Source organism: Leucobacter musarum subsp. musarum, from assembly GCF_001273845.1.
Classification (GTDB): domain Bacteria; phylum Actinomycetota; class Actinomycetes; order Actinomycetales; family Microbacteriaceae; genus Leucobacter; species Leucobacter musarum.
On record NZ_JHBW01000064.1, the window covers coordinates 156,752 to 174,415 of the forward strand.

At 68.9% G+C, this 17,664-nt stretch carries 9 protein-coding genes; all 9 read right to left on the reverse strand.

The genetic code is table 11. The features are described 5' to 3' along the window. Positions 1-10 precede the first annotated feature (10 nt). On the reverse strand, positions 11-1,039 hold the full coding sequence (locus tag CH42_RS02710; protein WP_053351673.1) for a FecCD family ABC transporter permease: 1,029 nt from the start codon (positions 1,037-1,039) through the stop codon (positions 11-13). Between the two features lie 50 nt (positions 1,040-1,089). Then, positions 1,090-2,232: a FecCD family ABC transporter permease gene (locus CH42_RS02715; RefSeq protein ID WP_204374514.1), complete on the reverse strand. Its 1,143-nt coding sequence runs from the start codon at positions 2,230-2,232 to the stop codon at positions 1,090-1,092. Beyond that, positions 2,229-3,224: a Fe2+-enterobactin ABC transporter substrate-binding protein gene (fepB, locus tag CH42_RS02720; protein ID WP_053351675.1), complete on the reverse strand. Its 996-nt coding sequence runs from the start codon at positions 3,222-3,224 to the stop codon at positions 2,229-2,231. Before fepB ends, CH42_RS02715 begins: the two co-directional genes overlap by 4 nt. 36 nt (positions 3,225-3,260) lie before the next feature. Beyond that, positions 3,261-4,076 (reverse strand): siderophore-interacting protein, encoded by an 816-nt coding sequence (locus CH42_RS02725; protein WP_053351676.1) that lies wholly within the window; start codon positions 4,074-4,076, stop codon positions 3,261-3,263. A 221-nt stretch (positions 4,077-4,297) separates the two neighbouring features. Continuing rightward, positions 4,298-5,068: a 4'-phosphopantetheinyl transferase family protein gene (locus tag CH42_RS02730; RefSeq protein ID WP_053351677.1), complete on the reverse strand. Its 771-nt coding sequence runs from the start codon at positions 5,066-5,068 to the stop codon at positions 4,298-4,300. Then, positions 5,065-5,865 carry an ABC transporter permease gene (locus CH42_RS02735; RefSeq protein WP_053351678.1) on the reverse strand — a complete coding sequence of 267 codons (801 nt, stop codon included), beginning with the start codon at positions 5,863-5,865 and terminating at the stop codon, positions 5,065-5,067. The genes CH42_RS02730 and CH42_RS02735 overlap by 4 nt, the downstream gene beginning before the upstream one ends. After that, positions 5,862-6,845, reverse strand: coding sequence for an ATP-binding cassette domain-containing protein (locus CH42_RS02740; RefSeq protein ID WP_053351679.1), 984 nt, complete (start codon positions 6,843-6,845; stop codon positions 5,862-5,864). The genes CH42_RS02735 and CH42_RS02740 overlap by 4 nt, the downstream gene beginning before the upstream one ends. After that, a complete protein-coding gene (locus CH42_RS02745; protein ID WP_053351680.1) occupies positions 6,842-7,051 on the reverse strand; it encodes an MbtH family protein in 210 nt (69 codons plus the stop codon). The genes CH42_RS02740 and CH42_RS02745 overlap by 4 nt, the downstream gene beginning before the upstream one ends. Before the next feature lie 63 nt (positions 7,052-7,114). Further along, positions 7,115-17,584: a non-ribosomal peptide synthetase gene (locus CH42_RS02750; protein WP_239683925.1), complete on the reverse strand. Its 10,470-nt coding sequence runs from the start codon at positions 17,582-17,584 to the stop codon at positions 7,115-7,117. Between the last annotated feature and the right edge of the window lie 80 nt (positions 17,585-17,664).

Below are 17,664 nucleotides of genomic sequence, written 5' to 3' on the forward strand. Positions count from 1 at the left end.
TCCGGATCACCTAGCGCCCTCGCGAGAGCATCCACAGCAGGTACCCGCCGCCCAGCACACCGGTGACGAGCCCGACCGGCGCCGAGAGCGAGAACGGCAGATACTGCGAGAACAGATCGGCGGTGACCAGCAGCATGGCACCCATGACCGCGGAACCAAGCAGCGGAAGGGAGGGCGAGCGGGAGATGCGCGCGATGAGTTGCGGTGCGGCCAGCGCCACGAACGAGATCGGGCCGGACGTGGCGGTGGCGAAGGCCGCCAGTGCGACGGCAATTGCCACGGTGGTCAACCGGATGGCGCCCACCGCCGCGCCGGTTTGGCGGGCCATGTCGTCGCCGAGTTCGAGCGCCGCGAGCCCGTGTCGTGAGACGAGCAGGATCGGCACCAGCACGACCACCGCGATCACCGTGGGCAGTACCTCGTCCCACCCCCGCGCGTTGAGCGTGCCGACGAGCCAGATCTGCGCCGCGATGGCGTCGTCGCGCTGGCTGCGGGTGAGGAGGAGGTCGTTGAGGGCCGCCAGCAACGCGCCGACGCCGATGCCGACGAGAATCAGGCGGTATCCGCCCGCCGATGCCTGGCCGCGACGGCCAGCGGTCAGGAGCGCGACGATCACCGCGGTGAAGACGCCGGAGACGACCGCGGCTGCCGAGACCATGAGGCTGGGGGCTTCGAAGACCAGGATGGCGACGATCGCACCGGTGGCCGCACCCGTGACGAAACCGATGATGTCGGGAGAGCCGAGTGGGTTGCGCGAGATGGTCTGGAAGACCGCGCCGCTCAGCCCGAGGGCCGCGCCGACGACGATGCCGCCGACGTACCTCGGCAGGCGAATTCCCTCGAGCACGCGGATCACCTTGGGGTCGCCCTCTCCGGTAACCGCCGCCCAGAACGCACCCCAGTCGACCGTGAAGGTGCCGGTCATCATCACGGCAACGCCCAATGGCACCAGGCACAGCGCGAGCAGGATGGTCACCCGCAGGGTGCGTCGGTGCCAGCGCAGCGACACGGAGTCGCCGCGGCTGCGCCAGCTGCTCATCGCGGGGGAGCGTCTCGCTCCACTGGTCGGCAGTGCGGTGGGCGTCGCGTTCACAGGCGCATCAGCCGTCGACGGCGGGCGAGCAAGATGAACACGGGTGCACCGATCAGTGCGGTCACGATCGAGGTCTCCAATTCGGTGGGTGGCAGCAGAATTCGGCCGATGATGTCGGCGCCGATCACGAGCACCGCCGCATAGACGGCTGACAGCGGAATAATCCAGCGATAGTCGGGGCCCACGAGCAATCGCACGGCGAGTGGTGCGGTGAGACCGACGAAGGCGATCGGCCCCGCGACCGCGGTCGCGGTTCCCGCGAGCAGCACCAGCAGCACGGCTCCGGCCCACAGGGTGCGACGCGGATCGGCACCGAGCGTTCGACCGAGATCGCTGCCGAGCGCGGTCGCGTTGAACTGACGGCCGAGCAGTGCGGCGACGATGATCGCGGGCACGATCAGCAGGGTTGCCGGAAGCACGAGGGTGCCGTCGCGGCCCTGCACCGAGCCGACCGCCCAGTGCCGGAACGTGTCGAACACCTCGGGGAAGTTGATGAGCAGCGCTTGGGTGTATGCGCCGAGCGTCACAGCGAGCGCTGCACCGGCAAGCACCAGCCGCACCGGGTCTGCGCCTCGGCGGAAGATGCCGCCGAGGCCCGCCACGGCGACAGAGGCGAGCGCCGCGCCCAGAAAGGAGAACCCGATCAGACCGAACGTGCCGAGGGATCCGCCGAACAGACCGATGCCCGTCGCGGTCGCCGCTGCCGCGCCCGCGTTCACACCCAGAATGCCGGGCTCTGCGAGCGGATTGCGGGTCAGCGCCTGCATGATCGTGCCCGCGACCCCCAGGGCGGCGCCCACGAGAATCGCCAGTGCCGTGCGCGGCAGACGCAACTCCGTGACGACCAGGTGCACTCCGTTGGTGGGGTCATGTGCGATGATCGCCTGCCAGACCTCGCTCGGGGCGAGTGCACGGGTGCCGACGAACACGCTCAGCACCGCGAGTACTGCGAGCGCGCCGACGCCGACGGCCAACGCGAGAATCAACTTGCGGCGTCGCGATCGTCCGGTCGAGGCGGAGACCGATGGGCCGCCCGCGCGACCGGAGAGTGCGGTGCCCGGCTCCCGGCGAACACCTGCTGTCTCGCGCGGGGCGCCCCGCCGGCGCGAGGCCGACGGGGCGGTGGTGCTACTGGTCACGCGAAGTCGGCGGCGACCAGGTCGACGATCTCGGACGCGCTGTAGTAGTCGATGCGGAACGAATCCGGGCCGAGCGGGTAGACCTGCTTGGCGGCGATCGCCGGAGCGGTAGCGAGCACCGGCGTGCTCAAGAGGTCAGCCTCGCTCGAGTCGCCTCCCGAGATCAGGAACACGACCTCGCCGGTCAGTGCGCTCGTGACGTTCTCGACCGCCAGGAATGCGAAGTCGTCGCGCGCCTGCTCGCTCGTGTCGAGGTCGTCAGACGCTCCCTCGATCGAGAAGCCAAGCGATTCGAGCAGGTCGGCATGCGAGCTGCCGGGCTTGGCGAATGCCGTGGGGTTCTCGGTGCCGTTCCACACGATGGCGTTCGCGGTGCCCTCGGGCACGGTGATTTCGTCGGCGACCTCGGCGACGCGATCGTCGAAGCCCTGCACGACGGCAGTCGCGTCGTCTTCGTGGCCCGTGGCCTCGCCGAGTTCGGCCGCGAGGTCTTGCCACGTCTTATCGCCGTAGTTCAGCACGATCGTCGGCGCGATCGCCGAGAGCGCGTCGTACTGATCGACCGTGGAGTCTGCCCCGCTCGCCGAGACGATGATCAAATCGGGATCGGCCGCCAATACGGCCTCCTCGTCGAACTCAAGGTTGGGGTAGAGCGATTCGACGCCGCGCTCAGATGCGACATCCGCCCACTGGCTGAAGAAGCCATCGGCATCCGTGATCTCGCTCGGGGTCGTGGTGGCGGTCGCCGTGACCGGCGCGTCAATCGCGAGCAGGCTGCCCGTCAGTGTGATCGAGGTCGACACGATGTTCTCGGGCATCTCAGGGATGACCGTGCTGCCGGCCTCATGCTCGATGGTGCGCGGCCATTCGCCCTCTGACGCAGCGGCGGGAGCGTCGGTGTCGGCGTTCGAAGACGCCGAGGTCGAGCAGCCGGTCAGCGTGAGTGCTGCGGCGGTCAGCAGGGCGGCGATGGACAGGGGTGTTCGCTTCATTCGTCGACTTTCTCTGGGGTGTACTGCGGGTGGTGCTCAGTCGTCGTCGTCGACGATGTGATGGTCGAGATTCGCGGTGCCCTGCCGCCAATAGCCGTCGACCTCGTACTGGTCGCGGTGCAAGCCGCGTGCTTTCAAGGCGCGACGGAGGGGCTTCAGGCTGTCGGCCTCGCCGGCCGCCCAGACGAACGTGTCGTCGGTGAGTTCGAGGTCGCGGACGAGTTGCTCGAGCACGGTTGCGCGGGTGCGACCCAGCGGGTGCACGTGGTGCGTGACGGTGGTGTGGGTGCGCGGCGGCAGCGGGTATTCGTCAGCGCTCTGCACCAGGGCATGCACGTCGACTCGCGCGGCCCAACCCGGCTCATCGAGCCATCGGCCGACGGCGGGGAGTGCGGTTTCGTCGGCGATCAGCACGTAGTGCGCGTAGCCGTCGGGGTAGATGTGCGAGCCGCGCGGGCCCAGGACGCCGAGCGGCGATCCCACCGCTGCTTCTGCAGCCCAGCTGCCCGCGGGGCCATGCTCGTGCAGCACGAAATCGATAACGAGCCCGTCTGGGCTCACGGCGCGCACGGTGTAATCCCGCACGGGCGTCGGGATCTCCTGCAGTCTCACGAGCCGGCCATCATCGGAGAGGCCGGGCACCGCCACCTCGCCGCTCTGCGGGTCGGGCAACACGATCTTGACGTGATCGGCGGCCGCGAACGCGGGTGCCGGAAAATCGGGCTCGAGCTGTTCGCCGTTCAGCGTGAAGCGCTGCATGCGCGGCCCGAGGCGCTCGGTCTTCGTAACGAACAGGGTGCGCACGCGCAGATCGTGCATCTCGACGCGAACGGCACGGGGTGTGGCGGGCATAACAACTCCATCAGAACACTCGGAGTATTCCTCCGATGAAGGTTAGCCTAGCCTGGCTTAGTCGGAGCGCGTCAAATCACCCGCCCAGCGCCGCGCCCCGCATGCAGCTACCCGAGCGCACCAGTTTCGTTCGAGTGCACGCCCGATGTGTGGGTGCACTCGACAGAAAATGGTGCTTTCGAGGTCGACGTCGAGGTCGAGGCCGAGGTGGGGTGGGGGGTCTAGGTGGAGGTGGAGGAGAAGGAGGGGGTGGGAGCTGCGAGCTGCTCGAGCGTCCAGAGTCTGCAGCGCTGAAGGCCCGAGGTGGCGACGGCGGCGCGCGTGGCCTCGCCCAGCATCAGTGTGCGCACGGAGATCGATCGAACAGCCGCAGCTGAGCCACCCCCCTCCGCGCCATGTGCGCGACGCCAGGGAGTGGCCGATGTCGCGCCCACAGGGCTCGCCTCACCGAAGTGCACCGTGGCCGGTGAAACGCGCAACCCGTCGCCGGTGGCCTTCAGCACCGCTTCCTTCTGCGTCCACAGACTGACACGCGCTGCCACCCCGACTGGCGAATCGATGTCGGGCAGCCCGTCGCGCTCGCTCGGGTGCAATGCATACTCATCGAACCCGGGCCAGAGCTGGTGCGGGATCACCTCGACATCGACGCCCAAATCGACCGGGTAGGCAGATGCTTCGTCATCCGCAGCGACTGCGACGAGCACGTGGTCGCCGCTCGTCGACGAGCTGAGCGGCAGCCCGCTCATCGTCGGTCGCCCGTGCGGCTCGTCGCAGTCGAGGCACGTGCGATCGATCGGCAACTCGCTTGCGTCGTCGGTTGAGACGCCCAGGCACCGAGCGACCAGCAGCCGCAGCGCCGCGCGCCCGGCGAGCGTGCGACGTTGCAACTCAAGTGTGCGGCGGCGTGCGGCGGCTTGGTGATCCTTCGCGCTCGCGCACGCCTGAGCGCCCGCGAGCACCTCACTGACTCGCGCGCTCAGCAGCTCGATCATCGGCGGCTGATGCGCCGATACTGGCCGACGGCGATCGGTGCAAAGATCGCGATGATCGCGATGCTGCACAGGAAGGCGTAGAGCACGGCGTGGTCGGCGGGCCATCCGCCGGCGACCGCGAACCCCTCGGGGGCGCCGTTGCCGAAGAGCTCGCGGATAGCGGTGGCGACAGCGGTTACCGGGTTCCATTCCGCAAAGGCGCGCAGCGGCCCGGGAAGCATATCGGCTGAGACGAACGCCCCAGAAATGAAGCACACGGGAAACAGCCAGAGCAGCCCGAGACTCTGCGCCACCTCGACGCTGCGGGCGGTGAGGGCAATGGTGGCGCCGATCCATGAAGTGGCGAATGCGAACAGCAGCAGCAGCACGACCCCGGTGAATACCTGCAGCGCACCGGTTTCGACACGCCACCCGATTGCGACACCGCACACCAGAATGACGGCGATTGAGATGATGCTCGTCACGAGATCAGAGGTGGTGCGGCCGAGGATCACCCCGACTCGCGACATCGGCAGCGTGCGGAGTCGGTCGATGAGCCCCGATTGGAGGTCTTTCGCGAGGTATACGGCGGTGAACGACGAGTTGAACGTGAGCGTCTGCGCGAGAATGCCGCCGATCAAGAACTGCCGGTAATCGGCGCCGCCGAGAGCGCCGCCGAAGACGAAGGCGAGAATCAGCACGAAGATAATCGGCTGGGCGATGCCGGTGACGAGGGCCCCGGGGGTGCGCCGCACATTGACGACGTTGCGGCGTGCGACGATGCCGCCATCGCGGAATGCTGCGGTGACGGCGTTCATCGGCTGACCTCCTCGGGGTGGCGGGCCGGTTCAGCTGAGGGGTTCTCCGTCGCGGGCGTGGTGCCGGTGAGCTGGAGGAAGACCTCGTCGAGCGTCGGCTGGCGCAGCGCGGCCTCGACAACTTCGATATCGGCGCTCGCCAGCGCCTCGAGCACGGCGGCCAGGTCGGAGCTGCCCCGGGGCGCAGACGCGGTCAAGCGTGTGCTGCGCTCATCGATTCCGACGCGCAGACCTGTGCGGCTCGCGAGCTCCGCCGCGCGTGCACCATCGGTGGCCGAGGCGAGCACGAGATCGATCGCGGCGCCGCCGGCGCGCAGCTTCAGTTCGTGAGCGGTGCCCTCGGCGACGATGCGCCCGGCATCGATCACGGAGATGCGATCGGCGAGCTGATCGGCCTCCTCGAGGTACTGCGTCGTCAGCAGCACGGTGGTGCCGGCCTGCGTCAGCGACTGCACCGCATCCCACGTGTCGCGTCGTCCGCGCGGGTCGAGTCCGGTGGTCGGCTCATCCAAGATCACTACGGGGGGCCGAGCAACGATGGCGCCCGCGAGGTCGAGCCGACGGCGCATGCCGCCCGAGTACTCGCCCGCTCGTTTCTGGCGCGGCAGATCGTCGAGCCTGAAATCTCGCAGCAGCTCGGCCGCCCGCTCCTGCGCATCGCGTCGGCGCATGCCGTAGAGCTCGCCCACCAGCGTGAGGTTCTCGGCGCCGGTGAGTTTTTCGTCGACGGCCGCGTACTGCCCGGAGACGCCGAGGCTTGCCCGCACTCCGTGTGCGTCGCGCCGCACGGAGTGCCCGGCCACCTCCACCTCTCCGGCGTCCGGCTCGAGCAGGGTTGTGACGACGCGCACGGTCGTCGTCTTTCCGGCACCGTTCGGCCCGAGCAGCGCGTGCACCGTGCCTGCGGGTACTTCCAGGTTGACGTCGTCGAGCGCCGTGAACGCCCCGAACCGCTTGCTCAACCCGCGAACAGAAATCACGAGACCGCCAAGTCGCGATCGCGAACCGGAGTGATGTCCTCCCAGTTCTCGGTCACGTAATCGAGGCAGGCGGGTTTCGGGGCGGGGCCGAAGACGGACACCCATCCAGCGGGCACATCGGCGAACTCAGGCCAGAGCGAGTGCTGCTGCAGCTCGTTCACGAGCACTCGGAAGTCGGCTGACGTGTCATCGAACGGGTTGGTCATGATGAACTCTTCTCTCTCCGTCGGGTGTGGTGCGATGCCGGGCGGGCCGGCACCAAGCGTGAATCAGAGGCTCTCTGGTGCTTCGGAACCCTCTACGGATCGGTTTGCGCGACGCGCCTGAGCATCCGCGATGAGTCGTTCGAGCTGCGGCGCGAATGCGCGTACGGCGTCGTCAGACAGCAGTGCGGAGTGTCGGGCAGGCACGTCGCTCGCCGTCACGGAGCCACGGGTGAATGGCTTCCATGCCTCCGGCGTCGGCCGGTCGCGCGGCACATCGACGGTCGCTGCGAACACGTGCAGATCACCGGCGAACGTGGGCACTGCCGTCTCATCAAGCAGAGCCCCGAGACGCAGGAACCCGTGCACCAGGCGCTCGATCGACTCGTCGGGGATGTCGGCGGCGGGGTTGCCCGCATCGGCGAGCACTCGCCGCGTCGATGCCGCGTCGAGCTCGAACTCGGGCGCGGCCACGTCGTTCGCATCGAGAAAAGCGCGCCACATGGCGTCACCTCCGTCGACGCCCGCGATCGCCGAATGCTCGGTGGGGTACGCATCGAGGACCGCCAGAAGTTCAACCTCAGCACCCTGCGATTGCAGGTGCGCGGCGAGGTGCTGCGCCAACCGGCCGCCGAATGAGAAACCGATCAGGCGGTAGGGGCCTTCGGGCTGCACGGAGCGCATCGCCGCGACGTACTCGTCGAGCAGTTCAGGCAACGCGTTAAACGACAGCGCCTCAACGTCGGGAGTGATCGCTGGCAACTGCAGCCCGTACAGCGGCTGTGAGGCGTCGAGATGCGCGAGCAGACCCGCGAATTTCCAGGAGACGCCCGATGCCGGGTGCACAGCGAACAGCGGGGTGCGCGATGCGCCGGGTTCGCTCACTGGGCGCAAGGGCAGGATCGGCTGCAGGCTGGCAGCGATATCGCCCTCGCCGCGTTCCGCGAGCGCAGCAAGACCGGCCACAGTCGGGGCCTGGAACACGGCCTGCACCGGAAGCATCGACCCGAGCGCCGCGTTGATCGTGCGAATCACGGGCTGTGCGATGAATGAGTGCCCGCCGAGCGCGAAGAACGCGTCGTCGGCCCGCACGTCATCGACGCCGAGCGCCTCGGCGAATGCGGCAGCCACGGCAACCTCTGCCGGCGTCTCGGGTGCGCGCCCGGCCCCGCCGGAGGCGTGCAGTTCAGGGAGGGCCTGGCGATCCAGCTTGCCATTCGGGGTCAGCGGCACGCGGTCGATGAACGCGATTGCCGAGGGCACCATGTACTCAGGGATGCGACCCTGCACGGCCTCGCGCAGGGCACTCTCGAGCGCGCTCAGATCGTCAGAGTGATCAGTCACGACCCATGCGCCGAGCACCGTCTGCTCGCCCTGCGGCACCGGAAGTACCACGGCGCGCTCGACACCAGGCTGCGCCTCGAGCACGAGCCGTAGTTCGTCGGGTTCGACACGGTGGCCACGAATCTTGACCTGCGCATCACTGCGGCCAAGCGAGACCACCCGGCCGGTCTCATCACTCTGCGGGTCGCGCACGGCCACGAGATCGCCCGTGCGGTACATGCGGGAGCCATCGCGCGCGAAGGGGTCGGCCACGAACCGATCGGCGGTTGCGGCCGCGCGGCCGAGATACCCGTGGGCGAGCTGCGGGCCTGCGAGCCACAGCTCGCCAATGCTTCCGACTGGCACCGGGCGCAACCCGCGGTCGAGCACGTAGCCCACCGTGTCCGTGGTGGTCGACCCCAGCGTCGGCTGCGAAGCCGCTGCAACATCGGCGAGCATCGAATCGACGCCCACCTCGGTCGGTCCGTAGAGGTTCCACGCCTGCAGCGCGCGGCGTTCGCGCGCCCACTGCCACATCCCGTCGGTGACAGCCTCGCCGCCGAGCAGCAGCGTGAACGGCTCGTCAGCCTCGCAGGCGTCGAGCCACTCGGCAAGCCTCGTCTGTCGGCTCACCGCCTCGACGTAACTCGGCGTCGTCTCCCACGCTGTGATGCGCTGCGCGGCGAAGTACTGCAACAGCGCCTCAGGGTCACGGCGCGTCTCATCGCCGATCAGGTGAACCTCGTGGCCCTCGGCCAACCAGAGCACCGGATCCATCGCCGCGTCGAAGCCGACACCCGTCGTGTGCGCGAACCGCGCTCGCCGCAGTGCCGAATCGGGGAGCAGGGTCGCCCGATGGCTGCGCAGCAGGCTCGCGAGCGCGCGGTGCGGCACCTGCACGCCCTTGGGCTTGCCAGTCGTACCCGAGGTGAAAATGAGGTATGCCGGGTCGTCGAGAGACACGTCCCGCGGGTGCGCCGGGTCGGTGTGCTCGAGCGCGGTCCGATCCCGCTCGGCAGTGCGCAGTGCCGCGTCGACATCTCCATCGATCACGAGTGCCGGATCTGCCGCGGCGAGCATGGCTTCGACGCGCTCGGGCGGATACTCGGGGTCGATCGGCATCGCGACAGCCCCCGCGCGCCAGATACCGAGGAGCACAGCAATGGTGTCGAACGACCGCGGCAGACGGGTGGCGACCACGGAGCCCGAGCCGACGCCTGCCGCACGAAGCCCTGCGGTGATTTCGGTGGTGCGGTGCGCGAGCTCTGCGAACGTCAGGCTGCCCTCGGCAGTGACCAGCGCGGTGTGCGATTCATCGCGCGCGACGGTGGCGTCGAATGCGTCGAGCACGCTGACCGGTGCGGTGTTCGCGTCAGCGTTAGCCAATTCGGCGCTCCCCAACTCCGCGCGGTTGCTTGACCACGCCGGCAGGCGCGCAGGCGTCCCCGCGATGTCGGTCGCCATGATCGGTGCGTCCGGTGCGTCGATTGCACTCCCAAGGAAGGCGACGAAGCGCTGAACGAGCCCGTGCGCCGCGGCCTCGCTGAAGAGTGCAGAGTTGAATTCGAGGGTACCGAGCACTTCGGCCCCGGGCGCGGAGGGGCGCAGCGTGAACGACAGGTCCGCTTTTGCGGCACCGGTGCTCGCCGAGACCTCGGGGGTCACGGTGACGCCGGGCAGCTCAAGGGCGAACTCGTGCGGCTGCTCCACCGTCAGCAGCGTCTGAAACAGCGGGTGCCGACCGAGCGCCCGCTCGGGCCCCACTGCTTCGACGATGCGCTCGAACGGCACGTGCTCGTGGTCGATGCCGAACAGTGCTGCGGATCGCGCGGTTGCGACGGCGTCGGCGAGCGACGCCTCGTCTCCGAGCTGCAGGCGCACGGGCAAGGTGTTGACGAAGAACCCGACGAGCGGCGCGAGGTCGGGGTCCGACCGCCCGGCTGACGGCGTGCCGATCACGAGATCTGACCCCGCACCGGTGCGCATCAGGAACGCGCTCAGCGCGCCCAACCACCCGTGAAAATCGGTCGCGCGAATGCCCGCGGCGAACGAGGAGAGCGCAGCGGCCGTGCGAGCCGGTACAGCGAACGCGACCTGCGCCGCCGGCTGCGTCGCGTGATGCTCGCGAGCGCCGTCGGCGGGAAGCACGAGCTCGTCGGGTGCGCCCGACAGGTGCTCGACCCAGGCGTGCAGATCGGCATCTTCGCGGTCGGCATTGCGGGTCGCTGCCAGCTGGCGGGCGTAGTCACTGAATTGGCCGGGGAGCGGAGTGAGGCCAGCCGACGCGGCACCCGTGTGCGCGGCGTAGGCTGCGGCCAAGTCGCGCAGCATCGGGGCGAGAGACGCACCGTCGGTCGCGATGTGGTGCACGACAAGTTGCAGGCGCCAGCGCTGCGCCCCGAGTAATTCGATACTGGCGCGCAGGGGAAGCTCGCGCGTCAGGTCGAAACCTGCCGAGGCGTCGATACGGCCGTGCTGTAGGACTCCGGAAGTCGCCGCATGCACGCGCTGCACGGGCGCACCATCGACCTCAGGGTACGTGGTGCGCAGGATCTCGTGGCGTGCGACGAGATCGTCCATCGCCTGGGAGAGTGCGTCGATATCGAGGTCACCTGCGAGTTCGGCGCTCAGCACGACGTTGTAATCACCCGAGGTCGAGTCGAGACGATTCACGAACCAGAGTCGTGCCTGGCCCGGCGAGACGGGAGCATCGCTGTCGTCGCCGCGCGGGTGGGCCGCGACCCACGCAGACAACGGTTCAACTTGCGGCTTGGGAGCGCTCGCCGCGTCAGCAGCCGCGCGATCATCGTTCGACTGCAGCGTGTGATCGAGCAGGCCCGCGGGAGTGGGGGCGTCGAACACGGCGCGCACCGCGGGGGCCGTGCCGAATCGCTCACGGATCTCTCCGATGAGCGCGACGGCGAGCAGCGAGTGCCCTCCCAGTGCGAAGAAATCGTCGTCCACGCCCACGGAATCCGCGCCGGTGATCGTCGCGAACGCGGCGCACATCAGCTGCTCCGCGTCGCTCTCGGGGGCGCGGGATCGCCCATGAGATTCGGGGGCGGGGAGCGCTGCGACATCGACCTTGCCGTTCGGCGTCAGCGGAATGCGATCGACCGTGCGCACCGTCGTCGGCACCATGTAGGCGGGCAGCTGCTCGCGGGCGGTTGCGAGGACGCGGTCGCCCAAACGGGTGTCATCGGGTGTGCCGGGAGTCGCCACCCAGGCGACGATGCGTGCGCTGTCGGGGCCGGCCGGGGTATCCACGCGCGCCACGGCACCCGTGACCCCATCGGCGCGTTCGAGCGCGCGCTCGACATCCGCGAGCTCGATGCGATACCCGCGCAGTTTGATCTGATCGTCGACGCGCCGCAGGTACTCGAGGGAGCCGTCGCGGTGGCGCCGCACGAGGTCTCCGGTGCGATACATCCGCGATCCGGTGCCGCTCGGGTCGGCGATGAACGCGCTCGCCGTCTCGGCAGCGCGCCCACGATACCCGTGGGCTTCGGATGCGCCGGAGAGGTACAACTCACCGGTGACTCCATCGGGAACCTCGCGGAGGTATTCGTCGAGCACCCGTGCGCGCACGTTGGTGATCGGATAGCCGATGCGCACACCCGCGTCGCCCTGCACGCGTGCGACGACGGAGTCGACGGTGAACTCGCTCGGTCCGTAGAGGTTCCACGCCTCGATGGCGTCGTCCGCGGCGAGCGATTGCCACAGCTCTGGCGAGATGGCCTCGCCACCGACCGCGATGAGCAGCGGGGTGGCACGCCCCTGCGCCCGGTTGAGCAGGCCGCTGCTCACGAGCTGTCGCACGTACGACGGCGTCGTCTCGAGCACATCGATCGCATAGGTGTCGAGCGCATCGACGAGGGCCGCGGCGTCGCGTCGGGTGTCGTCGTTCGCCATGACCAGTGTTGACCCGGCAGCGAGCCACAGGATCGGATCCCACGCCGCGTCGAAACCGAGGCCGGCAACGTGCAGCACACGCGGAGCGCGGCCGTCGATCTGTGCGCGGAACGGCTCGATCATCGCGTCGAGGTGCTGTGCGAACACGTTCATCAGCGCCGAGTGCGGCACTTGCACGCCCTTGGGGGTGCCGGTCGTGCCCGAGGTAAAGACGAGGTAAGCGGCGTCTTCGGCCCGCACCTGCGGCAGCTCGGGCACGGGCTCAGCTCGACGGGTGCGCTCCAGCAGCGTCGCGGGGTCGACCACACCGGTGCCGGCGGCCTCGGCGAGCGGACCGAGACGGAGCGTGTCGATCGCGATGAGCAGCTCGGGTGCCGCGGCCTCCAAGATCTGCGTGACGCGCGCATCCGGGTAGTCGATATCGACCGGAACCGCGACCGCACCCGCGCGCTGCGCTGCAAGCACCGTGATGATGGCGTCGGCCGAGCGAGACAGCGCGACCGCGACACGATCACCGTGGCGCACCCCTGACAACAGCAGCGCTCGCGCGACGGCATCGATGCGGGCGCCGGCCTCGGCGAAGGTCAGCGATCCGGCATCGTCGATGAGGGCGGTCTCATCGGGGTGCGCGCCGACCTGCGCATCGAGCGCGTCGAGCACGGTGCCCGACACATCTCGGGTCGGGCCGCTCGACTGCCGGGTGATGCGTTCGCGATCGGAAGCGTCGATCGCCTCAATATCGGAGAGCCGTCGCTCGGACCGCTCGACCAGCGCTGCAAGCAGGCGATCGACGGAATCGCGCATGCCCGCGATGGTGGCTTCATCGAAGAGGGCACGGTCGTAGGCAAGCGCAGCATGCAGCGCGCCATCGTCGCCCGCGGGCGTCGCAAAGTCGAGCATCAGGTCGGTCTTCACGCCAGCGCTCGTCACCTGGCCGGGCACCGTGACCTCAACCCCGTCGAGATCGAGACGTGCGGGCGCGGTGTTCTGCAGGGTGAGCAACACCTGGAACACGGGGTGCCGATCCGCCACTCGCGACGGGCGCAGCGCATCGACGATCGCATCGAACGGCACGTCTTGGTGAGCGTACGCCTCGGTGTTGCTGGCGCGCACACGCTCGATGAGCTCGTCGAGCGTCGGATTGCCGCTCAGCGAGGTGCGCAGCGGCACCGTGTTCACGAAGAAGCCGACGAGATCGTTCAGCTGCGGGTCGCTGCGCCCGGCGACCGGGGTACCGATCACGATGTCTGTGCCGGCACCGTGCTGGCCGAGTGCCGCCGCGACCGCTGCGTGCAGCAGGATGAACAGGCTCGTGCGGTGCTTCTGAGCTGCGGCGCGCAGCTGGGCATGACGCTCGGTGTCGATTTCGAACGCGAGGTGCCCGATATCGCTCGGCGCATGACCGCGCGGGCGATCCCGCGGCAACTCGATCTCTTCAGGAGCGTCGGCGAGGGCGCGACGCCAGTAGTCGAGCTGCGCGCTGATCGCGCTCTCCGGGTCTTCGGGTGAGCCGAGTGACGCGCGCTGCCACAGCGTGTAATCGGCGTAGCTGACCGGCAGTTCGGTGAGCGCGTCACCACCGGCTGCGTGCTCCCGGTACGCCTGCGACAGGTCAGCAGCGAACGGGGCGAGCGACCAACCGTCGGCGGCGATGTGGTGCATGGTGACGACGAGTGTGCGGCGCGTCGGCGACGTGCGCAGCAGCACGGCGCGCAGCGGCACCTCGGTGGTGACGGCGAACGGGCGCAACGTCTCTTCGCGCAGGATCGCATCGAGTCGCTCGGCCGGAACGTCAACGGCGATCAGCGTCGACCCTCCGGCCTCCGTGTCGAGGATGTGCTGCTGCGGTTCGCCATCGACATAGGGGAATACCGTGCGCAGCGGTTCATGACGCGCGACAACGTCGCGGAGTGCAGCGCGGAGGGCACCCTCATCGAGATCGCCCTCAAGGTGCAGCACGATCGGAATGTTGTAGGCGCTCGAGGTCGGATCGAGGGAGTTCAGGAACCAGAGGCGTCGCTGCGTCGGCGACACGGCAAGAAGCGCGCCGTGCGCCATGGGCTGCAACGGGAGCGCGGTCGCCGTCGCTGCGGAAGTCGCGGCGAGATCGGCAAGCTCGGCGGGGGTCGGGCGCTCGAAAACGTCGCGTACCGTGACCTGGCGCTCGAGGCGCTCGGTCAGCAGCGACGCCAGCTGCGTGGCGAGCAGTGAGTGGCCTCCGGCGGCGAAGAAATCTTCACCGATACCGATTGACGGCACCCCGAGAACGTCGGCGAATGCTTCGACGACAATGCGTTCCTCGGGAGTGCGCGGCTGCTGCACGCGATCCGCGGCGACCGCAGACGGCTTGGGCAATGCGCGTCGATCGAGCTTGCCGTTGGGCGTCAGCGGGAGCTCGGCGAGCGCCAGGACGCTTCCCGGCACCATGTAGGCCGGGAGTTCGGCGGTGAGCGCCGTCTTGACGCGCGCCCCCAGACCGCTCAGATCGGCATCGCCGGTGACGTATCCTATGATTCGAGCCGATGCACCAGAGCCCTGCACCACCGCGGCGGCGCCCGTCACCCCATCGCACCGGCGCAGGGCCGACTCGACCTCCGAGAGTTCGACGCGGTACCCGCGGATCTTGACCTGCTCATCGATGCGTCCGAGGAAACGGAGGGAGCCATTGCGGCGGCGGCGCACCACATCACCCGTGCGATACATACGTGTGCCGTCTGCGGTGAACGGGTCGGCGAGAAATCGCTCTGCGCTCAGGCCCGGCTGCCCGATGTAGCCTGCTGCGACATTTGCCCCCGCGAGATAGAGCTCGCCAACGGCGCCGTCGGGAACGGGCGACAGCGCGGCGTCCAGCAGATAGTGGCGCGTGTTGCGCACCGACGTGCCGAGGTGCGGATCGCGACCCTCGGTGATCGGGGCGATCAGGCTGTCGACCGTCGTCTCGGTCGGGCCGTACAGATTGACGGCGTACACGTCGCTGCGCGCGGCGAGCGCCTTCCACAGTTCGGGGCCGACCGCCTCGCCGCCGAGTGCGATCTCGGTCGGATACCGGCGCTGCGTGAAGAGGCCCGCCGCGATGAGTGCTTCCGCGAACGACGGGGTGGTCTCGATCGAATCGATCTCGTGCTCCGCCAGGAAGATCGCGAGGCGCTGCGGGTCGCGACGCACGTCGTCGTCGACGAGGTGCAGTTCGTGGCCGGCGAAGAGCCACAGCAGCGGATCCCACGCCGCATCGAACGAGAGCCCGGCGGTGTGCGCCACGCGGGCGGGGCGACCGAGACGTGCCTGCGCAGGATCGAACATCTCTGCGCGGTGGTGCTCGAACAGGTTGCGCAGCGCGAGCCGTTCCACGCCGACGCCTTTTGGTCGACCGGTGCTGCCCGAGGTGAAGACCACATAGGCGAGGTCGGTGGCGGGGGGAATGGGGAGCTGCGCATAGCCCGCAGCCACCGCCGGCCACTCGGCGGCGGCGGTCTCATCGATGATGAGTGTCGGTACCGTCCAGTTCGCGCCCGAGGCGTGATCGCGCTCAGCCTGGCCGGGGCTGGTGAGCAACAGTTCCGGGGACGCGTCTTCGATCATGTTGCTGACGCGGTCGATCGGGTATTCAGGGTCAAGCGGCATGTATACGCCCCCCGCTTTCAGCGCGGCGAGCACCAGCACGGGCAGGTACTTGCTGCGTTCAATGCGCACGGCCACGGTGCTGCCCGCGCCGACCCCTCGGTCGACGAGCACGTGAGCGAGGCGCGAAGAGAGATCCTGCACCTCGGCGAATGACAGCGAACCGTCGGCGGCGAACACCGCAGGAGCTGCCCCGCGCACCTCCGCGATGTCGGCGAACGCGGTCAGCACAGACTCCTGGCCGATGGGAATCTCGGCGCCGGCACCGCGCGCGAGCAAGCGCGTCGCCTCTGCCTCGCCGACCACCGTCGCGTCGGTGACCGCCGTGGAAGCCGGCTCATCGAGCACCTGAGTGAGCAGTTCGAGGAGGCGTGCGGCGTGCTCGGCGAGCATGCGCGCGGAGTAGAGATCCGCGTCGCCCTCGAGCTGCAGTGTGGGTTCCGCGGCGTCGCTCGTCAGGCCCGAGATCACGACGGACAGATCACGCACGGGTCCGGTCGACAGGATCGTGACGGTGCCTCGGGCGCGGCCGAAGGTGAGATCGTCGATGACGGGAAGCAGGTTGACGGAGGGGCCGGTGGCGCCGTGCCCAGGCGCGAGCTCACCGATGGGGAACTGCTGGTGGGCGACCGCTCCGCGCACAGCGTCGCCGGCGCTCACGATGACCTCGGCAAGATTCTGGTTCGCCGAGACATCGACGCGGAGCGGAAGGATGCTCGAGAGCATCGACGGCGTCTGCTTCGCGATCGGCCCCCGCCGTGCCGTCACCGGGAGGCCGAGCGAGACTTCCGACTGCCCCGTCATCTTCGAGAGGTAGAGCGCGACCAACCCGACCGCGGTCTTCGGCATGTCGCGTCCGAGCGCGCGAAGGCGCACGGCGTCGGCATCGGGGATCGGAACCGAGGCCCGCTCCACACGACGAGCCACGCGGCTCGCGGTCCCCTCGAGGCCGGTCACCTCCGTGTCGGCAGCGAACTGACCGCGCCAGTACTCCGCATCCGTCGTGAACTGCGCGGAGTTGCGGTACTCCTCAAGGTGGGTCTGGAGCTCGGCGAGGCTCGGCAGCGGAGAAGCGGTGCGCGCCGCGAGATACGAAATCGGGGCTGACAGCACCGCCCCGAGGACGCCGCCCGGCGCACTTTTCACGAGCCGTGAGTACGCGCCCGCGAGATACCGCAGACCGATGACCGCCGAATAGCCGTCCAAGAGTACGTGGTGCACGCGCTGGAAGAGGAGCCAACGCTCGTCGGCGATCCGGAACAGGACCGTGGCGAAGAGGTCGCCCCCGACAATGTCGCGAGCCGTCGCGAGTTCCGAGTCCATGCGGTCGAGCGCCGCAGCCCGAGCATCGCCCTCGCCGCGGTCACGCAGATCGACGGTCTCGAGCAGATTCGCAGTGGGCGACGGCCGATCGATGACGCCGAACGGGCCCGCACCGTCGTCGCGGATGCGGAGACTCATCGCGTCGAGATCAGCGACCGTCTTCGTGAGTGCAATGCGCAGCAGACGCTCGTCGATCGGTCCCCGCAGATCGAGGTACTGCCCGATCTGGTAGCTGGGGTTCTCGGGATCGAGCTGCTGGGCGTACCAGATGCCGCGCTGAGCGGCGGTGAGCTCGATACTCGAGGATCCGTGCGCGCGAGCGCGAGCATCCGGGGCGAAGGGCGGGCGGTTTTCGGTCACTGGGCGCTCCTGTACTGGCGCCGATATCGAGTTCGGCGCCTCGTCTGCATCTCGGCTTACGGCGTGACGCCGTTCGTCAG

What these genes read in the sequence shown, in the direction of transcription:
- CH42_RS02710 (WP_053351673.1), bottom strand. Translation starts at nt 1,039, where the DNA reads ATGAGCAGCTGGCGCAGCCGCGGCGACTCCGTGTCGCTGCGCTGGCAC.
- fepB (WP_053351675.1), bottom strand. Translation starts at nt 3,224, where the DNA reads ATGAAGCGAACACCCCTGTCCATCGCCGCCCTGCTGACCGCCGCAGCA.
- CH42_RS02725 (WP_053351676.1), bottom strand. Translation starts at nt 4,076, where the DNA reads ATGCCCGCCACACCCCGTGCCGTTCGCGTCGAGATGCACGATCTGCGC.
- CH42_RS02730 (WP_053351677.1), bottom strand. Translation starts at nt 5,068, where the DNA reads ATGATCGAGCTGCTGAGCGCGCGAGTCAGTGAGGTGCTCGCGGGCGCT.
- CH42_RS02735 (WP_053351678.1), bottom strand. Translation starts at nt 5,865, where the DNA reads ATGAACGCCGTCACCGCAGCATTCCGCGATGGCGGCATCGTCGCACGC.
- CH42_RS02745 (WP_053351680.1), bottom strand. Translation starts at nt 7,051, where the DNA reads ATGACCAACCCGTTCGATGACACGTCAGCCGACTTCCGAGTGCTCGTG.